Origin of the sequence: Pontixanthobacter aestiaquae, assembly GCF_009827455.1 — a bacterium.
Lineage (GTDB): Bacteria > Pseudomonadota > Alphaproteobacteria > Sphingomonadales > Sphingomonadaceae > Pontixanthobacter > Pontixanthobacter aestiaquae.
Genome location: NZ_WTYZ01000001.1, coordinates 1,561,513 through 1,583,604, shown reverse-complemented (window position 1 = coordinate 1,583,604; position 22,092 = coordinate 1,561,513). Strand labels below are relative to the sequence as shown.

At 57.9% G+C, this 22,092-nt stretch carries 23 protein-coding genes; 13 read left to right on the top strand and 10 right to left on the bottom strand.

The window, feature by feature from the left end:
• Window positions 1-117 precede the first annotated feature (117 nt).
• Entirely contained in the window at window positions 118-411 is a 294-nt protein-coding gene (locus tag GRI35_RS07520; RefSeq protein ID WP_328598428.1) for a GIY-YIG nuclease family protein, read from the bottom strand.
• Between the two features lie 273 nt (window positions 412-684).
• On the opposite strand from GRI35_RS07520, the gene GRI35_RS13995 reads away from it, so the two are divergent.
• The 3 genes from GRI35_RS13995 (at window position 685) to GRI35_RS13990 (ending at window position 2,896) form a co-directional block, all read left to right on the top strand.
• Window positions 685-1,893: a GGDEF domain-containing protein gene (locus GRI35_RS13995; protein WP_160613594.1), complete on the top strand. Its 1,209-nt coding sequence runs from the start codon at window positions 685-687 to the stop codon at window positions 1,891-1,893.
• A gap of 149 nt (window positions 1,894-2,042) precedes the next feature.
• Window positions 2,043-2,315, top strand: coding sequence for a hypothetical protein (locus GRI35_RS07510; RefSeq protein WP_160613593.1), 273 nt, complete (start codon window positions 2,043-2,045; stop codon window positions 2,313-2,315).
• Window positions 2,316-2,329: 14 nt separating this feature from the next.
• Window positions 2,330-2,896, top strand: coding sequence for a response regulator (locus GRI35_RS13990; RefSeq protein ID WP_328598427.1), 567 nt, complete (start codon window positions 2,330-2,332; stop codon window positions 2,894-2,896).
• Window positions 2,897-2,903: 7 nt separating this feature from the next.
• Here GRI35_RS13990 and GRI35_RS07500 read toward each other — a convergent pair whose 3' ends face one another.
• Window positions 2,904-3,491 carry a PNPOx family protein gene (locus tag GRI35_RS07500; protein ID WP_235900159.1) on the bottom strand — a complete coding sequence of 196 codons (588 nt, stop codon included), beginning with the start codon at window positions 3,489-3,491 and terminating at the stop codon, window positions 2,904-2,906.
• 237 nt (window positions 3,492-3,728) lie between these two features.
• Window positions 3,729-4,448 (bottom strand): hypothetical protein, encoded by a 720-nt coding sequence (locus GRI35_RS13715; RefSeq protein WP_202390679.1) that lies wholly within the window; start codon window positions 4,446-4,448, stop codon window positions 3,729-3,731.
• A 95-nt stretch (window positions 4,449-4,543) separates the two neighbouring features.
• On the opposite strand from GRI35_RS13715, the gene GRI35_RS13820 reads away from it, so the two are divergent.
• Window positions 4,544-4,774, top strand: a complete 231-nt coding sequence (locus GRI35_RS13820; RefSeq protein ID WP_235900158.1) for an RcnB family protein — start codon at window positions 4,544-4,546, stop codon at window positions 4,772-4,774.
• Window positions 4,775-4,869: 95 nt separating this feature from the next.
• Here GRI35_RS13820 and GRI35_RS07490 read toward each other — a convergent pair whose 3' ends face one another.
• Window positions 4,870-5,424 (bottom strand): cytochrome b, encoded by a 555-nt coding sequence (locus GRI35_RS07490; RefSeq protein ID WP_160613592.1) that lies wholly within the window; start codon window positions 5,422-5,424, stop codon window positions 4,870-4,872.
• A gap of 96 nt (window positions 5,425-5,520) precedes the next feature.
• Between GRI35_RS07490 and GRI35_RS07485 the strand changes: the two genes are divergently transcribed.
• Window positions 5,521-6,216: a prolyl hydroxylase family protein gene (locus GRI35_RS07485; RefSeq protein ID WP_160613591.1), complete on the top strand. Its 696-nt coding sequence runs from the start codon at window positions 5,521-5,523 to the stop codon at window positions 6,214-6,216.
• On the opposite strand, the gene GRI35_RS07480 is transcribed toward GRI35_RS07485, so the two are convergent.
• Window positions 6,213-7,823, bottom strand: coding sequence for a lysine--tRNA ligase (locus GRI35_RS07480; protein ID WP_160613590.1), 1,611 nt, complete (start codon window positions 7,821-7,823; stop codon window positions 6,213-6,215). The genes GRI35_RS07485 and GRI35_RS07480 overlap by 4 nt on opposite strands.
• 536 nt (window positions 7,824-8,359) lie before the next feature.
• Between GRI35_RS07480 and GRI35_RS07475 the strand changes: the two genes are divergently transcribed.
• The 3 genes from GRI35_RS07475 (at window position 8,360) to GRI35_RS07465 (ending at window position 12,813) form a co-directional block, all read left to right on the top strand.
• Complete coding sequence (locus GRI35_RS07475) at window positions 8,360-9,373, top strand: hypothetical protein (protein ID WP_160613589.1); 1,014 nt, start codon at window positions 8,360-8,362, stop codon at window positions 9,371-9,373.
• A gap of 130 nt (window positions 9,374-9,503) precedes the next feature.
• Window positions 9,504-12,257 (top strand): ATP-dependent DNA helicase, encoded by a 2,754-nt coding sequence (locus GRI35_RS07470; protein ID WP_160613588.1) that lies wholly within the window; start codon window positions 9,504-9,506, stop codon window positions 12,255-12,257.
• 13 nt (window positions 12,258-12,270) lie between these two features.
• The gene (locus GRI35_RS07465; RefSeq protein ID WP_160613587.1) at window positions 12,271-12,813 is read left to right on the top strand and encodes a SixA phosphatase family protein; all 543 of its coding nucleotides are present in this window, start codon (window positions 12,271-12,273) and stop codon (window positions 12,811-12,813) included.
• Window positions 12,814-12,822: 9 nt separating this feature from the next.
• On the opposite strand, the gene soxR is transcribed toward GRI35_RS07465, so the two are convergent.
• On the bottom strand, window positions 12,823-13,278 hold the full coding sequence (gene soxR / locus GRI35_RS07460) for a redox-sensitive transcriptional activator SoxR (RefSeq protein ID WP_160613586.1): 456 nt from the start codon (window positions 13,276-13,278) through the stop codon (window positions 12,823-12,825).
• Window positions 13,279-13,398: 120 nt separating this feature from the next.
• On the opposite strand from soxR, the gene GRI35_RS07455 reads away from it, so the two are divergent.
• Both GRI35_RS07455 and GRI35_RS07450 read left to right on the top strand, forming a co-directional pair.
• On the top strand, window positions 13,399-13,932 hold the full coding sequence (locus GRI35_RS07455) for a VOC family protein (RefSeq protein ID WP_160613585.1): 534 nt from the start codon (window positions 13,399-13,401) through the stop codon (window positions 13,930-13,932).
• Window positions 13,926-15,191 carry a Xaa-Pro dipeptidase gene (locus GRI35_RS07450; protein ID WP_160613584.1) on the top strand — a complete coding sequence of 422 codons (1,266 nt, stop codon included), beginning with the start codon at window positions 13,926-13,928 and terminating at the stop codon, window positions 15,189-15,191. The genes GRI35_RS07455 and GRI35_RS07450 overlap by 7 nt, the downstream gene beginning before the upstream one ends.
• A 9-nt stretch (window positions 15,192-15,200) precedes the next feature.
• Here the strand turns inward: GRI35_RS07450 and ubiA are convergent, their stop codons facing one another.
• Entirely contained in the window at window positions 15,201-16,115 is a 915-nt protein-coding gene (ubiA, locus tag GRI35_RS07445) for a 4-hydroxybenzoate octaprenyltransferase (protein WP_160613583.1), read from the bottom strand.
• Window positions 16,105-16,482: a hypothetical protein gene (locus GRI35_RS07440; protein WP_160613582.1), complete on the bottom strand. Its 378-nt coding sequence runs from the start codon at window positions 16,480-16,482 to the stop codon at window positions 16,105-16,107. Before GRI35_RS07440 ends, ubiA begins: the two co-directional genes overlap by 11 nt.
• A 254-nt stretch (window positions 16,483-16,736) precedes the next feature.
• On the opposite strand from GRI35_RS07440, the gene GRI35_RS07435 reads away from it, so the two are divergent.
• The 3 genes from GRI35_RS07435 to GRI35_RS07425 are packed head-to-tail and all read left to right on the top strand — an operon-like array spanning window position 16,737 to window position 19,235.
• Window positions 16,737-17,504 (top strand): 16S rRNA (uracil(1498)-N(3))-methyltransferase, encoded by a 768-nt coding sequence (locus GRI35_RS07435; RefSeq protein ID WP_160613581.1) that lies wholly within the window; start codon window positions 16,737-16,739, stop codon window positions 17,502-17,504.
• A 42-nt stretch (window positions 17,505-17,546) separates the two neighbouring features.
• Window positions 17,547-18,917 (top strand): glutamate--cysteine ligase, encoded by a 1,371-nt coding sequence (locus tag GRI35_RS07430; protein WP_160613580.1) that lies wholly within the window; start codon window positions 17,547-17,549, stop codon window positions 18,915-18,917.
• Between the two features lie 18 nt (window positions 18,918-18,935).
• Window positions 18,936-19,235 (top strand): putative quinol monooxygenase, encoded by a 300-nt coding sequence (locus GRI35_RS07425; protein WP_160613579.1) that lies wholly within the window; start codon window positions 18,936-18,938, stop codon window positions 19,233-19,235.
• Between the two features lies 1 nt (window position 19,236).
• Here GRI35_RS07425 and GRI35_RS07420 read toward each other — a convergent pair whose 3' ends face one another.
• On the bottom strand, window positions 19,237-20,610 hold the full coding sequence (locus GRI35_RS07420) for a methyltransferase family protein (protein WP_160613578.1): 1,374 nt from the start codon (window positions 20,608-20,610) through the stop codon (window positions 19,237-19,239).
• 106 nt (window positions 20,611-20,716) lie between these two features.
• Window positions 20,717-22,069: a PQQ-binding-like beta-propeller repeat protein gene (locus GRI35_RS07415; protein ID WP_160613577.1), complete on the bottom strand. Its 1,353-nt coding sequence runs from the start codon at window positions 22,067-22,069 to the stop codon at window positions 20,717-20,719.
• Window positions 22,070-22,092: the final 23 nt, after the last annotated feature.

Genomic DNA, 22,092 nt, shown 5'->3' with positions numbered 1-22,092 from the left:
AGCACAATTTTGCAATTCGATTTGTCATTCCTAAAAAGTCGGGAATCTAGGGTGTTTTGGTGACTGGTTGCTCTGGGTCCGCGCTCTCGCGGGGGTGACGGACGGAACGTTTAAGACCTAATCTACCAATATCTCAAACCCATAATCCTCGGCCAGATCGCGCCATTGCGGATTGCCTTTCTCGATCAGTTCCAGTTTCCACGCTCTGCGCCATTTCTTGATCCGCTTCTCGCGCAGGATCGCATCTTCCATCGTTTCGTAAAGGTCGAACCACACCAGCCGCTTTGTACTGTTGTCAGCTGAGAATCCGGCGACCGAGCCGTCCCGGTGCTGCGCCACCCGCTGCAGAAGGTGAGACGTCACACCGACATACAGCGTCCGTTTCTCGCGGATGCGACGATATAGACGCAAGGCTGGAACTCGTCATGCACGCAGAGCCCATATCACGCCATCATCACTCCCGCGATTTTCCTACATCGCGCAGCTTTGCTAGCCTCTCATCGGCTCTTTGAAATCGTCAACCGCGCAAACCAGGTCGGGAAAGTTACTTTCGACCCTGCATATGTGCAAAATTCGCTAAGTTACGGCCATCGTCACGCTGCGACTCGCATCCCTAATCTGCCTGCTTACCGCAAATTAACCCACTCATCCTATCGGGTTTCTCAGGATTTTCGGGAGACCCGCGTGAGCGAGGGTATTCAAGCATTACTGACGCCGCTGACCGCGATGATTTTCGCGGTCACGCTGCTTGCGTTGTGGCGCCGTGATCCCGCGCGGCGTGAGACGTTGGCGATGGGTGCCGGGTATTTCTTCCTGAGCATCGGCTTTTTCATGTCGCAGCTCAATCCTGATAGTCTTGGCCGGTCCAACATCAGCATTACGCACATTCCCTATTCGATCGGTGCGATAATGGTTATCTGGGGCATATTATACCGGGTTGGCATAGCCCCGCCGCTTAAGACGATGATCTCCATTGCGGTGCTCGGCGGTCTATTCGGTTTGATCTCGCAAATGTTCGGCGACAGCGTCGAGGCGGATCTGTACATCGCCAATTCGACGTATGGGCTGATTTTCAGCGTTGCGGCCGTGCTGTTATCACAGCGGAAAAACACCGATTTTATCGAAAAGATCGTACTGGCGGTGCTGACGCTCAATGCTGCCCAGTTCTTCATCCGGCCAGCCCTGTCCTTCACATTCTCGTCCGAAATAACCGGCGATGATTACCGTGACAGCGTGTATTACGGGATTTTGATAACAGTCCTGGCGCTGGGGTCGATGGTCATGGGGCTGGCGTTGATTGCCGCCTGTATCAAAGACCAGTTGAACGCACTGCATGAGAGTTTTGCACGGGACAAACTGTCGGGTTTGCTCACACGCCACACATTCGAAGCGCGGGTACAAGATGCAATCGCCAAAGCGCGCCGAGAGGATGTACAGGTTGCGCTGATCATCGGCGATATTGATCACTTCAAACAAGTGAACGATATTTGGGGGCATCAGGTCGGCGATAACGCGATCGCAGCGTTTGGATCGCTGGTGCTCGATACTGTGCGCGACACCGACATTTGCGGCCGGATTGGCGGCGAAGAGTTCTGTATTCTTATTTGGGATGCGGACGGCAAAGTCGCGCGTTCCTTGTCGGAACGACTGCGGATCAGTGTTACCGGACTGCGTATCGAGGGCATGGGTGAAAGCACCCATCTGACGGCCAGCTTTGGCGCCACCGGTTTGGAAGCAGGTGATACATATGGCGAATTGTTCGGGCGCGCCGACAAGGCACTGTATCATGCCAAAAATTCGGGCCGCAACAGAGTCGCGCTCAGCAGCGACACAATCGAAGCCCCTGCCCGCCGCAAGAGCGATCCACGGACCGGTGACACCAAAGCTGCCTAACGATCTGTAAGGCCCAAACTTCTGATCAAATCCAGGCGCCGCAAACGCCCACAAAAGCTGAAGGCATGGTTAATGCGGTCGCAAGAGTTTGTTTCCAATTCATCAAGCAATTTCCTCTAGCAACACTCTTGAAGTCAGAGGCGCACACAATGATAGATGTCGAAATCCAGAACGAAACCACGCAATCGCACGAGAAAGTGAAGTTTTCTGTCGTGCCGCGTATTGGCGAAGGAGTCCGCTTGCAGGACCAGAGCGGGTTTTGGGCATCCTATGACATTCTCGATCTGTGGTATCAGAAAGCCGAATATGGCGATGTCTGGGTGCCTTATCTCCACGTCCGCAAAACTGCAGGCGAGCAGGAAATGGTCGGATCACCGAACTCTTCGGCTCAGAACGGGGAGGTAGTCCCATTCACAATCTGATAAAACGCCGCAATGTGCCGGAAGGCGCGCCTGAGCAGGGACAACCCGATGCGCAGCCATCTCCACCTGAACAGGCAGCGGTTCCCGAGCCGGCTCCGGCAGCGCCAGAAGCGATGGCTCCACCGGCAGATCAATCAGCGGCTGAACCCGCACCATCCTATGGTCGCCGTGTGGCGCCATCGGTACCAACAGCTGTACCAAGCGCCGAGCAACAGCCGCGCAATTGCTTGCTGGTCGACGACTCGCGGATGATCCGCAAAGTCGCGCGCAAAATCGTCGAAAGCCGCGGCTATGTCACGGCACAAGCCGAAAACGGAGCAGAAGCACTGGAAAAGTGCAAACTGGCCATGCCCGATTTGATTATTCTTGATTGGGATATGCCGATCATGACGGGTATCGATTTTCTCGCCGAACTGCGCGCGCTCAATCATCCCAAACGGCCAAAAGTTGTATTCTGCACAACGCATTCGAGCGTGAAGGACATCCACCAAGCAGTTGATGTCGGCGCGGATGAATATGTAACCAAGCCATTCGACGAAGCGAGTTTACTAGCCAAACTGGAAATTATCGGCGCGTCGTGAGCCCCCATTAGGGAACCAGCCAGTTCCCCGTCAGGGTGCCACCCTCGTCCACAACAAGGCGCGCACGGCGATGGCCCGTGTTCGCCAGATACAACCAATCAAATTCAGCGATGTCGATCATCAGGATTGCAAAGTTTTCACGGCCTGCTGCGACCTGCTCCTCGGTCGGTGTAATGCCCTCTGCCCATCCGGGTAGCCCGGATGTCGGCTCTTCGGAGTTAGCGCTCGGTGCGGTCTCTGCAAGATAACATCGTCGGGCAAAAGTGGTCGATTCGCGCCATGCCGAATTGGCGGTAGTACTATCAGTTTCAATCCGCCCGACGCCTTTAATCCGTAGCTGGACTTTAGCGCCTGGATCATAAGCAAGCACGCTAAGCTGCGGATTGGCACGAATGGCCGTAACTTTCGGACTGCGACTGTCTGTGTGAAAGCGCAGCGTGTTAGCAGCAGGGTCAAACTCGCGCAAAACCATCACACGTAAATCACCATCCGCTGTGCCGACCACGGGCGTATGCATTGCCGATTTCCGCATATCTGCGCCGGTACGCAGGTGGTTTGCGATATCGTCTGCAATAGTCTCTAGCGAGATGTCCATAAGGCCCTATAGCCGCGCGCGGGTATCATACGTCAATGGAAACTCTCCCAGTCAGTATGTTCACTTAAGTATGCCCGAACATTAACGAAAGCCTTTACCTTTTGTTCAGATTCGCGTCATCCAAGCTGAACTAGAAGGCAAAACATCAACAGGGCCGCATGGTGGGCGCGGCATTCTAAATGGAGAGCCGTATGACTATCAAACATCTAATGACCGCAGGCAGCGCCTCGGCCCTCGCTATGGCGATGGCCCTGATAGCAGTTCCTGCTCCAGCCGCAGCATCGGCCGAAACGCAACGCGCGGAACGCGGCGACCGTGATCGCGGCCAGGCTCGGCAGAATCGCGAACAACGTCAACAGGCTCGCCAGCAACGACGGTCTGATCGCGGCGTAGAGACACGACGTAATCGTGCTCGCGACGATACACGTGAAACACGTACGAACGATCAACGCCAGCAGGTCCGTCAAGCCAGACAAGAGCGCCGCGCGAATCAGGCGCAGCCAACTCGTCAGGCACGCGAGCAGCGTCAGGTGCGGCAGGATCGACGGGCTGATCGCCGCCAAGACCGTCAGGTTCGCGGTCCAGCGGTTGCACCGGTACAGGCACGGCAACGTGCAGAGCGTCAGCGCGATCGTGCGGATCGTCGGGCTGAACGGAGGCAAGACAACCGCGTTGACCGCAGAGTCGACCGGAGAGTTGAGCGCAGAGTTGACCGGCGTCAGGACCGCCGCGCAGATCGACGTCAAGACCGCCGTCAGGCAGAACGCCGGGCTGATCGCCGCGCAGACCGCAGAGCGGATCGCCGGATAGATCGCAACCGCGCTTATCGGGACGGCCGTCGTGCGGGCTACCGCGATGGCCGCAACCGGACATATTATAACAACCGCCGCGGTGCATATCGCGACGGATATCGCGATGCTCGCCGTGCGGACATCCGCCGGGACCGTCGCCAGGCACGGCGTGATTACCGTCGCTGGAACCGCAACCAATGGCGGAACAACAAGCGTTATAACTGGCATAACCACCGTCGTTACAACCGGAGCATCTTTAACTTGGGCCGGTATTATTCGCCGTATCGCGGATATCGTTACAGCCGGATCAGCGTCGGGTTCTTCCTCGACAACCTCTTCTACAGCAACCGGTACTGGATCAACGATCCGTGGACTTACCGCTTGCCCGAAGTTTACGGCCCCTACCGCTGGGTGCGCTATTACGACGACGTGTTGCTGGTGAATATCTACACCGGCGAAGTGGTCGACACGATCCACGACTTCTTCTGGTAAGTCGCGGCCCATTTTCCGGCATAAGTGGCCGGCGAAAAGAACCCCCGCCAGAGCGATCTGGCGGGGGTTTCCTTTTGTCAGGCTATCGAAACTTGTCAGGCTTTCGGTGTGCCCCAAGGTAGCATTCGCCAGAGATTGCCATCCTTGTCGATCAGCATATGTTTGAGCGCGCCCAGAATGTGCAAGCCGACCAGATAGACCAGAGCTTCACCGCCGGTTTTGTGGAAACCGATGATCGTCTTCCCCATTTCGCGCGACTCGCCAACCGGTAAACCCGGCACCGTAAACGCGCCCCACATATCGATGCTGCCGCCGAAGTAAGAGCTCGCGAGCCACCCCCCGATCGGCAAGCCGATCAGCATCACGTAGAACAGCACGTGCAGTGTCCGCGCGAGCATGTGCTGCCACGCGGGTGTGGTACTGGCCTTGCCCGGAACCGGATGCGTCAATCGCCAGATCAGCCGCGCAATAGTTAGCACCAGAATCGTGACCCCTAACGCCTTGTGATGATCCATCCACCAGCCCTTGTCGGGACCTTCCAGTCCTTGGGCGGTCACGACCACCCGCCAGCTTACAATCACCAGAATCGCGATGATCCAGTGGAACCACATGGCCCCGGTTGAATAGCGTCTTTGCCCCTCAGCATTCATAATCCGTCTCCCTGAAACTACACGCAACCTAGCATTCGCAGCGCGTCCGGCAAGTTGGCGGGTTGAAGCACGGCGATTGGATGCTAGAAAACCGCCATGGCCAAGACATCCATTTCCCCCGACAAAGACGCACTGAAACGTGTTGGCGATTCGGTCCGCAAACGGCTCGACGCCAATCCGGCTGCGGAGCGGCTCGATACTGGCGACAAGGCGGATATGTATGCCGTCAGCCACTTCCTGAAAGGCGCGGAATGCCAAAAGCTGCTGGGAATGGTCGATGCTATCGCCAAGCCGAGCGAGCTGTTTGATCAGGATTATTCGACCGGTTTTCGCACGTCATTTTCGGGCAATCTCAATCCGCATGAACCGTTTATGGCCGAACTTAACGCGCGCATTGACACTCTTCTCGGCCTGAAGCCGCAACTCGGTGAAGCAATCCAGGGGCAGCGCTATCATGTCGGCCAACAATTTAAACCGCATAATGACTTCTTCTATCCCGATCAGGAATATTGGAAGATCGAACGCAAGCGCGGCGGGCAGCGCAGCTGGACTGCGATGGCATTTCTCAATCCGGTCGAGCGCGGCGGCGCGACCCATTTCGTCAATCTCGACCTGCGCATCAAACCCCAGCCGGGTGTACTTCTCATCTGGAACAATGCCGACCGCGAGGGCCTGCCCAACGAGAATATGCTGCACGCCGGAACGCCGGTGGAAGCGGGCGTCAAATATGTGCTGACCAAATGGTACCGCACCCGTCCGCTCAATCACAAAGCCGCCGCCAAGCTCAGTTAACTTCGCTCCAGCGCCTCCGCGATCAGCTTGCGCGAGTTTGCGACCCCGTAAAGCGCGATAAAGCTGCCCATTCTCGGCCCCTGATCGCTGCCCAATAGCGTCTGGTAGAGCGCCTTGAACCAGTCGCGCAGATTCTCGAAACCGAACTGCTCCTGCTTGCCGATTTCATAGACCTTTGTCTGCAAATCCTCGGCCGACATATCCGCCGGAGCATCGGCAAGCTCTGCGTCCAAAGCGCGTAATGCTGCCGCTTCATTCTCCGCCGGAGCGCGCTTGCTCAGCGTCGGGACGATGAAGTCGCGGGTATAGGCCACCGCAGCATCGATCATCTGCTTGAGCTCGGGGCTGTTGGTCGGCTCACCGATATAGCTGTCGAGATATTCCGCGACATTCTCCGACGTCGCCTCTGCGCCCAGCACACTGGCAAGGTTCAGCAGCAACCCGAACGTCACCGGAACAGTATCCCCTGCGCCCGGCGCATCCGGCCCGTCATGCCTCTCATTCGCACGCAGCAAATGCCATGCGGGATTGCCAAGCTGCTTGTCGAGCGGTTGCTCGGCCAGACGCTCGCGGAATTGCCAGTAATCATCGACCGCGCGCGGGATCACACCGACATGTAATTGCTTCGCGCTTTTCGGATTGGGGAAGATGTAGAAGCCTAGACTCTCTTCGGTCCCGTATTCGAGCCATTGCTCGATCGTCAGACCATTGCCTTTGGACTTGGAAATCTTCTCGCCATTTTCATCGAGGAACAGCTCGTAAATCAGCCCCTCGGGCTTACGTCCGCCCAGCACTTTGGCGATCTTGCCCGACTGGATTCCGGTGTCGGTCAGATCCTTGCCATACATTTCATAGTCAACGCCCAGCGCCACCCAGCGCATCGCGAAATCGACTTTCCATTGCAGCTTGGCCTGACCGCCCAAAGCGGATTGCTCCACCTCCGAACCATCTTCATCGGAGAAACGGATCATTCCTGATGCGGCATCGACTACCTCAACCGGAACCTGAAGAACCGCGCCGGTGGTTGGCGAGATCGGCATAATCGGCGAATAGGTCGCCGCCCGCTCCGCCCGCAATGTCGGCAGCATGATGTCGAGAATCGCCTGATTGTTCGCCAGCACATTCTTTAACGCATCATCAAACGCGCCCGAATTGTAGCGGTCCGACGAGGCGATAAATTCATACTCGAACCCGAACCGGTCGAGGAATTCGCGCAGCATCGCATTGTTATGCGCCGCAAAACTCTCGTACTTTTCAAATGGATCGGGAATACGGCATAGCGGCTTGTTCAAATGCTCGGCGAGCATCGCCTGATTGGGCAGATTGGTCGGCACTTTACGAAAACCGTCCATATCATCGCTAAACGCCACGAGCCGCGTCGGCGCGCCGGTCATCGCTTCAAACGCGCGCCGGACAAATGTCGTGCGCAGCACTTCCTGGAACGTACCGATATGCGGCAGGCCCGAGGGTCCGTAACCGGTTTCGAACAGCACCGGCGATCCGTCAGGTTTGACCCCGTCCGGATAGCGTTTGAGCAAACGCTGCGCCTCCTGAAAAGGCCATGCTTTCGAATTACGCGCGGTTTCCATGAGTGTGCTGTCAGTCATAGCGGAGCCTTTTGCGCGCTTCGTGCAATGTTGCAAGTGCGAAGGCGAGTAGTGGGGCAAAGTGGAGCGCATACGGCAGGTATTATTTCTGTGACCTTTCGCCGCTTTATTCGGGAAATCAGGGGTTTGGGCACGCCAGCGAGCGAGCGTCCGTGACCTTTCAAAACAGCACTCTGTGACTGCACAGCGCGGCATGACGACCCAACACCGTCGCCATTCGAACGCTTGGAAAGGAAACTCGGCTGGCCATGCGCGGGGTATAGACACTGCGGGATATGTAGGACAGCGGGCGTGTCGTTAAGCAGTTCGGTGCGGTCGATTATTGAAGATTCAGGCTACGTCCGAAACTAGGGTGGAAAGCGGACATCGAGATCTTCTCGAAAGTTGGCCCTCTGGTCGCGTAGCGCGACATAGGGTAACGTCTGGGAATGATCTTAGCTCTACTCTTGGCCCTTGCCTCACAATCTGCAGATGATGAGCCGGTCTCCGCATGTACTGTTGCAATCATGAACCACGCAGGGAGCAACGTCCTCGAATTGGGCGCAGGCTCCAAGGCTTGTGAGGAAGAAGGTCGCGACGATGATGCGGCCTTTCTCAGTGTCGTAACGAGCATTCGGGCCACTGCAGATGTGACCTTGCTTCCGCCGAAGGACCCTCTCGAATTGTATGAGCGTTCAAATCTTGTCGAGGTTCTTGCCAAAAACGGCAAGTTTGTCGAAGAGAGCCTTGCACGCGATCCCCTGCGCTTTGCAGCACTCATGGACAGAGTGCGCGACGCGGACCTATCGATTCCCGCAAATTACGATCCTGGTTGGATCATAGGTGATGGCGAAAAACGTACGCTCTACGCTGAAGTAATCGATGGCTTGCGGGCCGACAAGTTGGCGATGGAGAGCTACGTAGCAATGCTCGTCAGGGACGAAGTCTATTTCGCGGCATATCTCGAGAGGGTAGCTATGCTGGCTGATCTTCCCGACGATGGCGGGCAATTGCCTGAGCGTTTTGATGAAGTAGCCAAGATCATGCAGGCGCGGATTGATGTTCTGGGTGATCCTCCAACAGAGATCGCCGTGCCCTGGCGAAAGGTTTACAAACCAGGACCGAACGCGCCGTTCACCGTGTTGCACCGGGGTTTCAATGGCCCGGTGAAGAGCGAGGCTCTTCTTTTTCGCTCATCCGCCGAAGTGCGGCAGTCATGGGTTGGAAATGCGCTTTCCCAAGACGAGCTGTCGCAAGTATTGTCACAGATCAATTTTGAAAACGAACTTCTCGGTCTGTACGCGGTTGGAGAAATGCCCAATGCGACCGAAAACTTTTTCGTGACTGAGTTCGGTCCGCAAAAGGATTTTGATAACCATTCGATTGCTGTTCGCGTGGGTGTTGTGGGCGAACATTGTGGTTTCGAACCGAGCCGCTCTTATCCCTTCGTGCTGGTCAAGGCATCTTCGCAGACGGTGGGAGGGCTAGATTCTTTGTCGCGTGCAAACTACCCTGACCAATGCGTGTCCGTGATGGCGGGTAAACCGACCTTAGTGGTCGATTCAGACTGAAACATAAGTGAAGCGGGCCTATGCAACGGTCGCAATCGGGTCGTTAGCGGGCATCCACCATCCACCCCACCGCCGACAAATCCCCCGCCCCCGTTTACTTTCCGTTCCGCGCTTTCCATAGCTTTGGACGATGCCCCAGCCGCTCCCCCTTGCTGCACTTCACGCCTCGCATGCTGGCACGTGGTTGCGCGACGCCAATGGCAATACGCGGGGACTGTCCAAGGGTGAGGCGATTATGGCGGCGGCGGATACGCCTGCGCTGATGCTCAACGCGCCGCTGGTGGCGACGCGGCTCGGCTATCCCGATCTCTCCGGTCTCGATCTATTGGAGCTTTACGCTTTCGTTTTCCCCGCGCGGTTTTGCGTTCCGACGCCGAAAGGCTTGGCCGATGCGCTGGCGCTGGATGAACCCGCCAGCGACGACGCTGTGCCCGCCCTACTCCAGCTCGCAGCCGGAAAAATCCTTGAACATTGTGAAAGCGAGGAGTGGGCGGAACGCGATGGCGCGTGGTCCAGCCTCCAATCGCTGACCAAGATGCGCTGGCCGTGGGCACAAATCCTCAGCCCGCATATTCGCAAGCCTGAGCGGGCGGAGAAGTGGCTGTTCGCCAAGCTACCCGAATGGGAGGAAACGCCCGAGCGCCCGCAGCCCGCGCAGATCTCCATTCCCGAAGACACAATCGAAGCGCAGCTCGATCACCTGACTGGCGACGGAGCCGAACGGCGGCAGGGCCAACGCGACTATGCGAAAGCTGTCGGCAAAGTGTTCGAGCCACGTGACAAGCGCGATGTGCCGCATGTTCTGCTGGCGCAAGCGGGTACCGGAATCGGCAAGACGCTCGGCTATCTCGCGCCCGCATCGCTGTGGGCAAATGCAGCGCGCGGCACAGTGTGGGTTTCGACTTTCACCAAGAATTTGCAGCGGCAATTGCGCTCCGAAAGCCGCCGCGCCTGGCCAGAGCAACGCCCCGATGGGAGCCGCCCCGTTGTCGTGCGCAAGGGGCGTGAGAATTATCTCTGCCTGCTCAATCTGGAAGACGCCATGCAGGGCGGGTTTGGCGGCCGGCCGGCGATCCTTGCGCAGCTGGTAGCACGCTGGGCCAGCTTCTCCCGCGATGGCGATATGATCGGCGGTGATCTGCCCGGCTGGCTCGGCACGCTGTTTCGCAAGCGCGGCATTGCCGCCCTCACCGACCAACGCGGCGAGTGCGTCTATGCGGGGTGCCCGCATTACCGGAAGTGTTTTATCGAGCGCTCCGCCCGCGCCTCTGCACAGGCCGATCTGGTGATTGCCAACCACGCGCTGGTCATGATCAATGCCGCCAGAGGCCGCGACCACGCCCAGCGTCCCAGCCGCATCATCTTCGATGAGGGCCATCATGTGATGCAGGCGGCGGATTCGACTTTCGCCGCTGCGCTGACCGGGCAGGAGACGATCGAACTGCGCCGCTGGATCATCGGGCCCGAGCGCAAGAATAAAGGCCGCAGACGCGGCTTGGCAGCGCGGCTGGCCGATGTTGCCAGCTATGACGATGCGGGCGGTGAAGCGGTTGAGGCAGCGATTGAAGCGGCACAAGCACTGCCGGGCGATGGCTGGCTGCAGAGGCTGAATGATAATGAGCCATGGGGACCGGTTGAAAGCCTACTCGCGGCGGTTCGCTCGCTCACATACGCCCGCGACGAAAGTGCCAATGGTCTGAGGGGACAGGAGGCTGGCTACGGCATCGAAACAGAGGCGGCGCAGCTGCCGGGCAATTTCGTGGAACTGGCGGGACAGGCCGAAAGCGCTCTCGCCGCGATCCGTCATCCGCTCATCAAGCTCGGCGTCCGGTTGGAATCGATTATCGAGGATGCCCCCGATTGGCTCGATGGCCAAGGCCGCGCGCGGATCGAAGGAGCGCGCCATTCGCTCAGCTGGCGCGTCGATCTGCTGGCGGCGTGGGAATCGCTGCTTAACCGGATGGGCGGGCCGAGCGATCCCGAATTTGTCGACTGGCTTTCGGTTGAACGCTCCGAAGCGCGCGAGTTCGATATCGGCATCCACCGCCGCTGGCTCGATCCGATGAAGCCGTTCGCCAAAGTCGTGCTGGAGCCGTCGCATGGGGTGATGCTGACATCGGCAACGCTCAGGGATGGCGAGGATTGGGATAGCGCGGTTGCCGCCAGCGGCGCGCCCTATATCGAGGTCCAGCCGCGGCTTTCCTCTGCCGATAGCCCGTTCGATTATGCGGGACGCGCCGAAGTGCTGATCGTCACCGATATCAAACGCGGCGATCTGCCTGCGCTCGCAGGCGGCTATGCCCGGATGATCGAAGCGGCGGGCGGCGGTGTGCTGGGGCTATTTACCGCAATCAGGAGGCTGCGCGCGGTGCATGGCCGAATTGCCGACCGGCTGGCGCGCGGCGGGCTTCCGCTGTTCGCGCAGCATGTCGATCCGATCGATACCGGCACGCTGGTCGATATTTTCCGCGATGATCCGAGAGCGTCTTTGCTGGGCACCGATGCCTTGCGCGATGGAGTCGATGTCCCCGGCGAATCGCTGCGCTGTGTGGTGATGGAAGGCGTGCCGTGGCCCAAGCCCAGCATTCTGCACCGCGCGCGGCGCGCAGCTGGTGGCGGCAGCGCCTATGATGACCGGATGATCCGCGCACGACTGGCGCAGGCTTTCGGGCGCCTGATCCGCAGCAAGGATGATAAGGGCCACTTCGTTGTACTGTCCGCTGCCTTCCCCAGCCGCCTGCTCAGCGCCTTTCCGCCAGGCACGCCTGTCATACGCCTGACACTGGACGAGGCTTTACAACGGGTCTCAGAAGGTGTTTCGGGTAAGCCAACAACGCCGGAAGCCTCCGGCATCACTCTGGACGAGGATAGCATTCCCTTTTGAAAACGAGCCTTTCTTGAAAACCTTGGCCATCCTCCGCCATGCAAAGTCCGATTGGGACGATATCGGGACGCGCGATTTTGATCGCGGGCTCAATGATCGCGGGCGCAAAGGTGCCAAGCTGATCGGGCGGCATATTGCGGAGTACGGGGCCGAACATGGCACTGATTGGGATGTGGTGCTCGCCAGTTCGGCCGAACGTGTGCAGCGCACCATCGAGATAGCCCTCCCCGATATGGAGCCCCATCTCGACAAACGGCTTTATCTCGCCAGCGTCGATACGATTCTCGATGTGGTGCATGAATTTGGCGGAGATGCGGAGACGGTGTTGGTCGCGGGTCACAATCCGGGACTGCAAGAACTGGTTTATGCGCTGGTACCGCCAGAGGCAGAAAATGCGCTATTTGATACGGCTGCGACGAAGTTTCCCACCGCGACTTTTGCAGTGTTCGAAGTCGATATTGATGATTGGTCGGAGCTTAAAAAGGACTGCGGCAAGTTGATCCATTTTATGCGTCCACGCGATTTGGATCCGCAATTGGGGCCGGAAGGGCTTTAGATCAGCCCGCTAACTGAGAATGTGGCGCGGTCCTGAGCCGCCATCGCCCGCGCGGTCATCTTTATTGTAAAGCTGGCACTTCTTCATGCTCAAGCAACCGCAGCCGATACACCCGTCCAGCCGATCGCGCGTGCGCTCCAGCAAGGCAATTCTGGCATCGAGCTGTTTGCGGATCGACGTGCTGATCTTCGCCCAGTCACGCGCGGTAGGATTGCGGCCTTGCGGCAATTTGCCCAGCTCATCTTCAATCTCCGCCAGCGCTAATCCAAGGTTCTGGGCGATCAGGATAAAGCTGAGGCGCCGGATATCCGACCGCAGAAACCGGCGCTGGTTTCCACTCGTCCGGAGCGACTGCACCAGCCCCTTCTCTTCGTAGAAGCGGATGGCTGAAACCGACAAACCGGTGCGCGCAGCAACCTCGCCAATCGTCAGAAAATCCTTTTTCGTCAGCGCTCTCAAAGCCATTTCTGCCTTCCAAAATATACCTTGACCTCACCTTAGCTTGAGGTTGCAGAATTACCAAGCATCGTGATTCGGCGATGCGTCGCAATCGCAAAATTGCTCAACTGCGAACAGGAGAACCCAATGCCCCAAGCAAAGTTAGAACACGCCAATCTGACCGTCACCAACCCGCAGCGCAGTGCCGCTTTCTTCCAACAATTGTGCGGCTGGCATATCCGCTGGGAAGGCCCATCAATGGGCAATGGCTACACCATCCATGTTGGAAGCGAGACCGATTATCTGTCGCTTTACACCAACGACACCGCAAAAGGCGGGTTTAGCAAAGGCCAACCGCTCAACCATGTGGCACTACAAGTCGATGATCTCGCGGCAGCACGGAAAGTGGTTGTCGATGCCGGACTAGAGCCATTCAGCGACGGCACATATGATCCGGGCCCGAGTTCGTTCTACTTCTTCGACTGGGACGGGATAGAGTTTGAGATTGTCAGCTATGGAATGAGATCATCCTGCGCGAGCCGCTGTTTGACAGCCCACCAAAGCGCCGAGAACGCCGACGAAACCAAAGCGAGCACCCCCAAGAAAAGAGCAAACGCCCGTTCACAACCGCGCCTCACCCTGTATGACGGCACAACATCAATGAGGGGGATACCATGCTGAAATTTTCATACTTGCTGAGCGCTGCTGCCTTGGCGCTTTCAGCCTCCCCGGCATTGGCGGAGACGGTGTTCATTTCGGCTGACCGGATGCTCGATGTCGAAACCGGCGAATATGTCGATGGCCCGTTGATTACCGTGGTGGATGGCAAAGTAACCGAAGTCGCAACCAATCGCGCCCCACCTGCAGGGGCGCAGGTCATCGATCTGAGCGGCCATACGCTGCTGCCGGGCCTGATCGATATGCATGTCCATCTTGACGGCCGGCCGGAATATGGCGGCTATAGCGGCTTGCAATTCTCTGACCGGTTCTGGACCGCTGTCGCTGTCGGCAATGCCAAGAAAATGCTCGACGGCGGCTTCACAACTATCCGCAATTTGGGTGCATCGGATTACAATGTGGTCGGGATCGACCAGGCGATCGAAGAAGGCTGGGTCGAAGGACCGCGCATCGTTGGTGCGGCCCACGCTCTCGGCGCAACTGGTGGTCACTGCGATGAAACCTTCCTACCGCCCAGCTTCGAGGCGAAGAGCCCCGCGGTCGGCGATGGCCCCGAAGAACTTCGCAAACGCGTCCGCGAACAACGCAAATATGGTGCCGAAGTTATCAAGGCCTGCGCGACTGGCGGCGTGTTCTCTCGCAACACTGCACCTGGCATCCAACAACTATCGTTAGAGGAGCTTACCGCGATTGCGGATGAAGCCCATTTCTGGGGCTTAAAGGCAGCCGCCCATGCGCACGGTGCAAAGGGAATCAAAGCCGCAATTCGCGCGGGCTTCGATACAATCGAACATGCTAGCTACATTGACGACGAAGGCATCAAGCTCGCCAAGGAACGCGGCACTTTCCTGAGCATGGATATCTTCAATACCGAATACACGCTGTCGCAAGGTGCAGCAAATGGCGTGCTGGAGGAGAATCTCAACAAAGAGCGCGCACTTAGCCAGGCCCAACGTGACAATTTTCGGAAAGCGCATGAAGCAGGCGTAAAAATGGTCTTTGCTTCCGACGCGGCAGTTATGCCTCACGAGTTGGTCGGCGGGCAATTTCGCGTGATGGTCGAATACGGCATGTCGCCGCTGCAAGCGATCCGGGCTGCGACTGTGAATGCCGCAGATGCTTTGGGTCAGACGGGCCAAGTCGGTGTGATCAAGCCCGGCGCATGGGCCGATATCATCGCTGTCGATGGGGATCCATTGACGGATGTTGGCGAACTGGCCGATGTCGATGCAGTGATCAAAGGCGGCAAGCTGGTCGATTAATGCTGCACGCTAGCCGCCAGCATTACCAACCACAAAACACGCCGCCGCCATCAGCGCGCCCGCCATCCGGTTGGACCTGAACCGCTCGAGAGGATTCGCAGGATCATCTGCGTTCAGCGTCGTCACTTGCCACAGCAAATGGCCCGCCACCGGTATCAGCGTCAGCAAGGCAATCCAGTCTGCCCGAAGCAGCCAGAACGCCAGCGCCCAAAGTGCAACCGCGCCAAGGTAGAACAGTGTGACACCGCCCTTCACGCCGTTGCCCAAGCGCAGCGCGCTGGACCGGATGCCAACCAGCGCATCGTCTTCCCGGTCTTGCAGAGCATAAATGGTGTCGAAGCCGATTACCCACAGGACGGCACCTGCGTAGAGCGCGGCCAGCGCATCAAGATTGTCCGAGCGGATTGTCACCCAGCCGACCAGAACGCCCCAAGTAAACACCAATCCGAGCCACGCCTGCGGCCACCATGTAATCCGCTTCATGAAAGGATAGGCCGCGACCATGGAGAGGCTACCGAGCGCGACCAATTGGGCCTCCCACCGGATCTGCAGCAGCACGATCAAACCGATCAAACTCAACGTGATCAACCACAGCCAAGCCGCCTTCTTCGACACACGACCGCTCGCAACAGGTCTGACCGCGGTTCGCGCGACTTTCCTGTCCAGATCTGCATCGACGATGTCATTATACACGCATCCCGCGCCCCGCATGGCGATGCTACCCAGCATAAACCACGCGAGCAGCGTCCATTGGAATCCCTGCCCCGCAAGCCATAATCCCCACGCACAAGGCCAGAACAACAGCCACCAACCAATTGGCCGGTCAAAGCGCGCCAATTGCGCCAGATCACGCGGCAATTGCGGCAGGCGAGCAACTAAGCCGCGATGCTCGCTATCGGGGACTATCTCGGCGTTATTCGGCATGCTTGGCCGCGCGCCAGCCGAGCAATGCCAGCAGCAGCATTGTGACGTTGCCTGCGAAATCGAGCATCCCGATCGAGGTCAGCACCGGCTCGACATAGTGGAAATGATAATTGAACCAGAAGAACGGCAGCAGCGCCGCCGCGAACACCAGAAACGCGCGCGGAGGCCATTCGACCACAAGCGCCATAACACCGAACAACACCGCCTGCGAACCAAAGCATGCCATGGTAAAGGCCGTCAGATAGGTGCTGTCCTGATATTCCGGCGTAATCGCCAATTCAATCACACTGGCAGGCGCAAACAAGGCCCACCCGCCCAGAGTCAGAAAAACGAGCGCGATCAGCCGCTGACTGGTCAGCGCGCTCATGCGACAAAGCGACAATCGGGCGACAAAGGCGACACCGTGTCGCCTGACCGAAATTCACATTTATATCTATTTTTCATAGCTTTATATCACTATATAATCGACAACATCCAGAGTACTGCCCCGGGGCCGGTTCGATAAATTCTAACGCATACAACCGGCGAGCCCGCCATTATTGTGCTGCCACACAATGGGCGAGTAGGAAAGAATTCTTCTTACCGGATGACGCAGCACCGCCAAACTTGTAACAGACCCACATGCCCGCCACACCCGCTTGGCCGCCCCGAAGCGCACCGCGACTATTCGTCGAGCAGCGGCTTGAGGAAGACGGTCAGATAGAGGTGGGCGGTAATCAGGCGCATTATCTGGCGAAAGTCATGCGGGTGTCTGCGGGGGACATCGTTATCCTGTGCGATGATAAAACAGGCGAATGGGCCGCGCGGGTCCAGGAAGCGGCTAAACGCTCCGTCCAGCTTTCTGTCACCGAGCAATTACGCCCCCGCGAAGAGGTACCCGATTTCTGGCTGTGCCCCGCATTGCTCAAAAAAGACCGCTTTGACTTCGTGTTGGAGAAAGCCACAGAATTGGGTGTACGGCGAATTGCCCCGATTGTGACGCGCCGCTGCGTTGCCAATAAGCTCAATACCGACCGTGCGCGAACGCTTGTCATGGAAGCCGCCGAGCAATGCGCGCGTACCGCCCTGCCCGAACTTTCCGGTGTCCAAAAATTTTCTGCATTGATGGCCAGTTGGCCAAGTGACCGCACGCTCTTCTTCGCCGACGAAACGGGCGGACAAGACGCCGCTTCGGTATTCTCCGAGACCGTAGGGCCAGCCGCTCTCATCACCGGTCCCGAAGGCGGGTTTGACGACGAGGAAAGAAAAATCCTCCTCGCCCATCCCAAAGTGAAACCAATCAGTCTCGGCCCGCGAATATTGCGAGGGGAGACTGCGGCTATCGCGGCGGTCTCGCTATGGATGGGTATCTCAGGCGATTGGCCGAATGGGGGTTCGAATGCGTTATAATTTTTCTGGTCACACAGCCTTCGGTTGCCTAACGAAACTGGCATGAGCACGCGTGACACTTCCGGGTCAGCAGACCCGATTATCGAAAGCCGCGACCAATTGGTTGCGCCGATGCAAGCTGGCGAGAAACCAAAAAGCGATTGGCGTATCGGTACGGAACACGAAAAGTTCGTCTATAAGCGCTCTGATTTTCACGCGCCGTCACACGCAGAAGAAGGCGGAATTCGCGATATTCTCCTTGCGCTGCGCGATTTCGGTTGGAAGCCGATTGAGGAGAACGGCGAAGTCATTGCCATGAGCGGCCCCGATGGCACCGTCAGCCTCGAACCAGCCGGTCAGCTGGAACTCTCCGGCGCTCCGCTCGAAAATCTGCACGAAACCTGCGCCGAGACCGGCCGCCATCTGGAGCAGGTGAAGGCCATCGGCGAGAAATGCGGCGTCGGCTTTATCGGTCTGGGCATGTGGCCTGACAAAACGCGCGAAGAGCTGCCGATTATGCCCAAAGGCCGCTACGGGATTATGCTGCGGCATATGCCTACGGTTGGCGATCTCGGGCTCGATATGATGCTGCGGACCTGCACCATTCAGGTCAATCTCGACTATTCGTCAGAGCAGGACATGGCGAAGAAATTTCGCACCAGCCTGGCGCTGCAACCGCTCGCGACTGCTCTCTTTGCCAACTCGCCCTTCACCGAAGGCAAGCCCAACGGCTATCTGTCCTATCGTAGTCATATCTGGTCGGACACCGACCCGCATCGCACCGGTATGCTGCCCTTCGTGTTCGATGATGATTTCGGGTATGAGCGCTATGTCGATTACATGCTCGATGTACCGATGTATTTCGTGTTTCGCGAGGGCAAATATATCGATGCAGCCGGGCACAGCTTCCGCGACTTTATGACAGGCGAGCTTGCCGTTCTTCCCGGCGAAAAACCGCGCGAGGGCGATTGGTGGGATCATCTCTCCACCGCATTCCCGGAAGTGCGGCTGAAAAGCTTCCTTGAAATGCGCGGCGCAGATGGCGGGCCGTGGAGCCGTATCTGCGCTCTGCCTGCATTCTGGGTCGGTCTCTTATATGATCAAACCGCGCTCGATGCGGCTTGGGATCTGGTCAAAGGCTGGACGATGGAAGAGCGCGAGGCGCTGCGGAATGCAGTCCCGAAACTGGCATTGGATGCGCCCCTTCCCGGCGGAGGGACGTTGCAGGATTTGGGCGTGGAAGTCCTGAAAATCGCCCGCGCCGGTCTGTCCGCGCGCGGGCGCCTGAACACCAGTGGCGACAATGAAACGGGCTTCCTCGAAACGCTGGACGAGATTGTCGCGAGCGGAAAAGTCCCGGCACAACGCCTGCTCGACAAATTCAATGGCGAGTGGGACGGCGACATCAAACGCGTGTACAAATACAGCTTTTAACCCGGTAGGAGAGACCGCATGATCACTGTCATTGGGAAAATCAAATTGCCCGTCGACCAAGTTGAAAAAGCGCGTGAAGCGCTGGTCAAAGCGGTTGCGGCAACCCGTGCCGAAGAAGGCTGTATCGAGTATAATTTCGCCGAGGACGTAACCGAACCCGGTGTCCTGCGGATCAGCGAGGTATGGGACAGCAAGGAACGTCTGGCCCCGCATTTCAAGTCAGCCCACATGGTCGAATTTATGACTGTCGCGGCAACGCTTGACGTAACCGAACGCAAAGTGACGATGTATGAAGTGAGCGGCAGCACACCGCTGTAATTTACTCGGCCGGTTCAGCCTGCATCACCGGACCACGCGGGCGAAGCTTCTTTTTGAGCAATGCGAGCGGACGAGTCAGCAGCCCGTTCTCTTCCATCCATGCGTGATATTCGCGGTATTTCGGATCTTCCTGCAGCAGGTGCTTTTCTTCGGTCTTTGCGCGCCAGTAATAAATCGCGCTGACGCAGCCGAGGAAGAAGGTGTTGCGGATCACATCGACCATTGAATAGCTGGTAACCAGAAACGGCATCGTTGCGCACCACCAGAAGATGTTCTTCGACAGATACGCCGGATGGCGGGTGTAGCGATACGGGCCGTTGGTCAGCACGCCGCGATAGGTCAGGTTGGAGAAACGCAGGCCGAATGCAATCGTCGCCCAGGCGTAAATTGCGGTCAGGAAGATAAGCCAAAATGCCCACGCATAAAGCGCCACACCATTGCCGGCGAACCAATGCGTCCACCCGGCTGTGTTGACTTCATAGGCAATCATCCCGTCACTACCCATGAAAGCGAAGACGAGCGGCGGATAGCAAATGAGCGCCGCTAGCCAGCCCGAAAGAAACGGGTTGCCGCTGCGGATCTGCGCGTCGAGCGGGCGCAATGTAACCAGATAGCCAACCGTGCCGATCTGGACATCGATCACGAACAGCAATTCAATCATCAATATGCCGAACCGTACGGGATCGTTGACGATATCGGTGAGGTCGGCGTTCACGATGGCTGCAAAGCCACCGGGAAGGATCGAAATCATGAAAGCGCCAAAGAAGCCCTTGATGATCCATGCGCGCCAGTGCTTCTTCACTTCCTCCGGATCGTAAGCCTCGCGGCCCAGCAGCATCGCACCGAAATGCCATGCATGGTCGCGCTGATTGACCATGACGCGGTCGACCCAGAACACATAGGGGACGGACAGAATGAACATCGGTATCGCCGCAGCGCCGATCACTTCCATCGCAAACAAATATTGCCCGGACCAATACCAACGCGCGATGCAATAGAGAAAACCGATGATGATCCAGGTGGTCCACAGGCCTGCCAGCTTGGTAAGCGAAGCCTTGCGGATTTCGCTGAACTTGCGCGGATTGTCCCAATCAATGCCTGTCGTTGCTCGGCGGTGGACCTTGTCGACGAACACCGACCACAGGATCATCGGCACGCTGGTGAACAACAAGGCTGCGAGCGCGGCATAGGGCCCGGACATGGGTTCACGCGGTCCGGATAGGTTGAATGCCTCCGCGAATGCTCCGTAATTCCGGCAAAAAACTATCCACGCGAACAGGCCGAACAGGCCGACAAAACCAACCGCCGCAGAGACATCGCTCTGCGGCAGGGTTGCCGCACGTTTTACCGGCGCAGAGGCTTCGTTTGTGCTCATGCCCAAGCGCATAGCGCGAAAGGGTTAAAAGCTGGGTAACGCTTGGCAGCCGAGTATCATACTGGCGCAGTTTTTCAGTGGGAGGTTAACCCGCTGAAATAGACCCTTAGCGAAAGGCGTGGATCCGGCCGCTATCGTCGAGGATATACATCGTCTGGTTTGCGATGATCGGCGCAAGTGAAACGGGTGTTTTCAGATCGCGGTACAGGCTCGCAGACCCCTCGCCCACGCTCAATTTGTAAACCTCGCCCTCGGTACTGGCAGCCCAAAGATTATTGCCCGCCAGAACCGGTCCGGTCCAGAAAATCGGGCCTTCCCTGTCTTTCGGATCGTCAAATTGCTCCAGCTGCGTGATCCAGCGGATCTTGCCCGATGCGCGCGCAATGGCGAGCATCCGCGCATCGTCGGTCAGCGCAAAAATCCACTCGCCTGCAATCGCCGGAGTCGAGATGCCCGCAACGCGGATTTCCCAGATGCGTTGGCCGGTGACCAACTCATAGGCCGCCATCCGGCCGCCTTGGCCAAGCGCATAGACGCGGCCATTATCGATAATCGGATCGGCGTCGATATCGGTCAGCGCGCCAACCTCAGTCGAAATCGAAGTCCGTGCCAGAGCATCAGACCACAGCACACGGCCATTCTCATACCGGTGCGCGACCAGTTCGCCCGAGCTGTAACCGGCAATGATCGAACCTTGCCCAGCCGCAGGTGCAGCAACCCCAAACACGCCTGCTTGCGTGGTCGAGCCCGATTCCTGCCACAGAATATTTCCGTTTGCCGTATTAAGCGCAAGGATCTGGTTATCCTGCGTCATCACGAATGCAGCATTGAATGCTACCGTGGGCGCGCCGCGCAGCGGACCGGCGGGCTTTACTTTCCATTGCTCGGCACCGGTTTCCGCGTTGAGCGCAGCAACTTCGCCAACGCCATTGGTAGCGTAAACCACGCCTGCAGCATAAGTCGCGCCGCCGCCGAAGGCCGAATTTTCAAGATCACCGCCGACGTCCATTTTGTGGGACCAGCGCTTGGCACCGCTCTGTGCGTCGAAAGCATGGACGACACCGCCAGTGTCCACAGCGAACAACATGCCCCCGCCCATAACCGGTGAGGCCGCCAGACGGCGGCGATTGGTCGAGCCGGCGATCTGCGCTGACCATGCCAGTGTCGGATTGTCGGCAAGTGCCAGATGACCGTTGGATTTGGCGGCATTACCGCCTGCTTGGGCCCATTCACTATTCGCGGCTGCCGGCGGCAGGACCACCGAAATGCTCGCAAGCGAGGGATCAACTGTAGCACCGCTTTCAATCCGCGAGAGCACCGGAATACGCTCACCAATGGTCGGCGTATCCTTCTTGCCATCTCCGCCGCCGAATATGCCGCCGCTGCAGGCGGCAACACTGCCGAGCAAAACCATGCTCGCTGCCGTGCGGCCAAGATGCGAAAATTTCTTACCAATCATAGGTCAATTCCTGATTATCTCTC

Bases quoted from the DNA above. Each gene is read 5' to 3' on its own strand.
- GRI35_RS07510 (WP_160613593.1), top strand. From the start codon at position 2,043: ATGATAGATGTCGAAATCCAGAACGAAACCACGCAATCGCACGAGAAA.
- GRI35_RS07500 (WP_235900159.1), bottom strand. From the start codon at position 3,491: ATGGACATCTCGCTAGAGACTATTGCAGACGATATCGCAAACCACCTG.
- GRI35_RS07490 (WP_160613592.1), bottom strand. From the start codon at position 5,424: ATGAATGCTGAGGGGCAAAGACGCTATTCAACCGGGGCCATGTGGTTC.
- GRI35_RS07485 (WP_160613591.1), top strand. From the start codon at position 5,521: ATGGCCAAGACATCCATTTCCCCCGACAAAGACGCACTGAAACGTGTT.
- GRI35_RS07480 (WP_160613590.1), bottom strand. From the start codon at position 7,823: ATGACTGACAGCACACTCATGGAAACCGCGCGTAATTCGAAAGCATGG.
- GRI35_RS07470 (WP_160613588.1), top strand. From the start codon at position 9,504: ATGCCCCAGCCGCTCCCCCTTGCTGCACTTCACGCCTCGCATGCTGGC.
- soxR (WP_160613586.1), bottom strand. From the start codon at position 13,278: ATGGCTTTGAGAGCGCTGACGAAAAAGGATTTTCTGACGATTGGCGAG.
- GRI35_RS07455 (WP_160613585.1), top strand. From the start codon at position 13,399: ATGCCCCAAGCAAAGTTAGAACACGCCAATCTGACCGTCACCAACCCG.
- GRI35_RS07450 (WP_160613584.1), top strand. From the start codon at position 13,926: ATGCTGAAATTTTCATACTTGCTGAGCGCTGCTGCCTTGGCGCTTTCA.
- ubiA (WP_160613583.1), bottom strand. From the start codon at position 16,115: ATGCCGAATAACGCCGAGATAGTCCCCGATAGCGAGCATCGCGGCTTA.
- GRI35_RS07440 (WP_160613582.1), bottom strand. From the start codon at position 16,482: ATGAGCGCGCTGACCAGTCAGCGGCTGATCGCGCTCGTTTTTCTGACT.
- GRI35_RS07435 (WP_160613581.1), top strand. From the start codon at position 16,737: ATGCCCGCCACACCCGCTTGGCCGCCCCGAAGCGCACCGCGACTATTC.
- GRI35_RS07430 (WP_160613580.1), top strand. From the start codon at position 17,547: ATGAGCACGCGTGACACTTCCGGGTCAGCAGACCCGATTATCGAAAGC.
- GRI35_RS07425 (WP_160613579.1), top strand. From the start codon at position 18,936: ATGATCACTGTCATTGGGAAAATCAAATTGCCCGTCGACCAAGTTGAA.
- GRI35_RS07420 (WP_160613578.1), bottom strand. From the start codon at position 20,610: ATGAGCACAAACGAAGCCTCTGCGCCGGTAAAACGTGCGGCAACCCTG.
- GRI35_RS07415 (WP_160613577.1), bottom strand. From the start codon at position 22,069: ATGATTGGTAAGAAATTTTCGCATCTTGGCCGCACGGCAGCGAGCATG.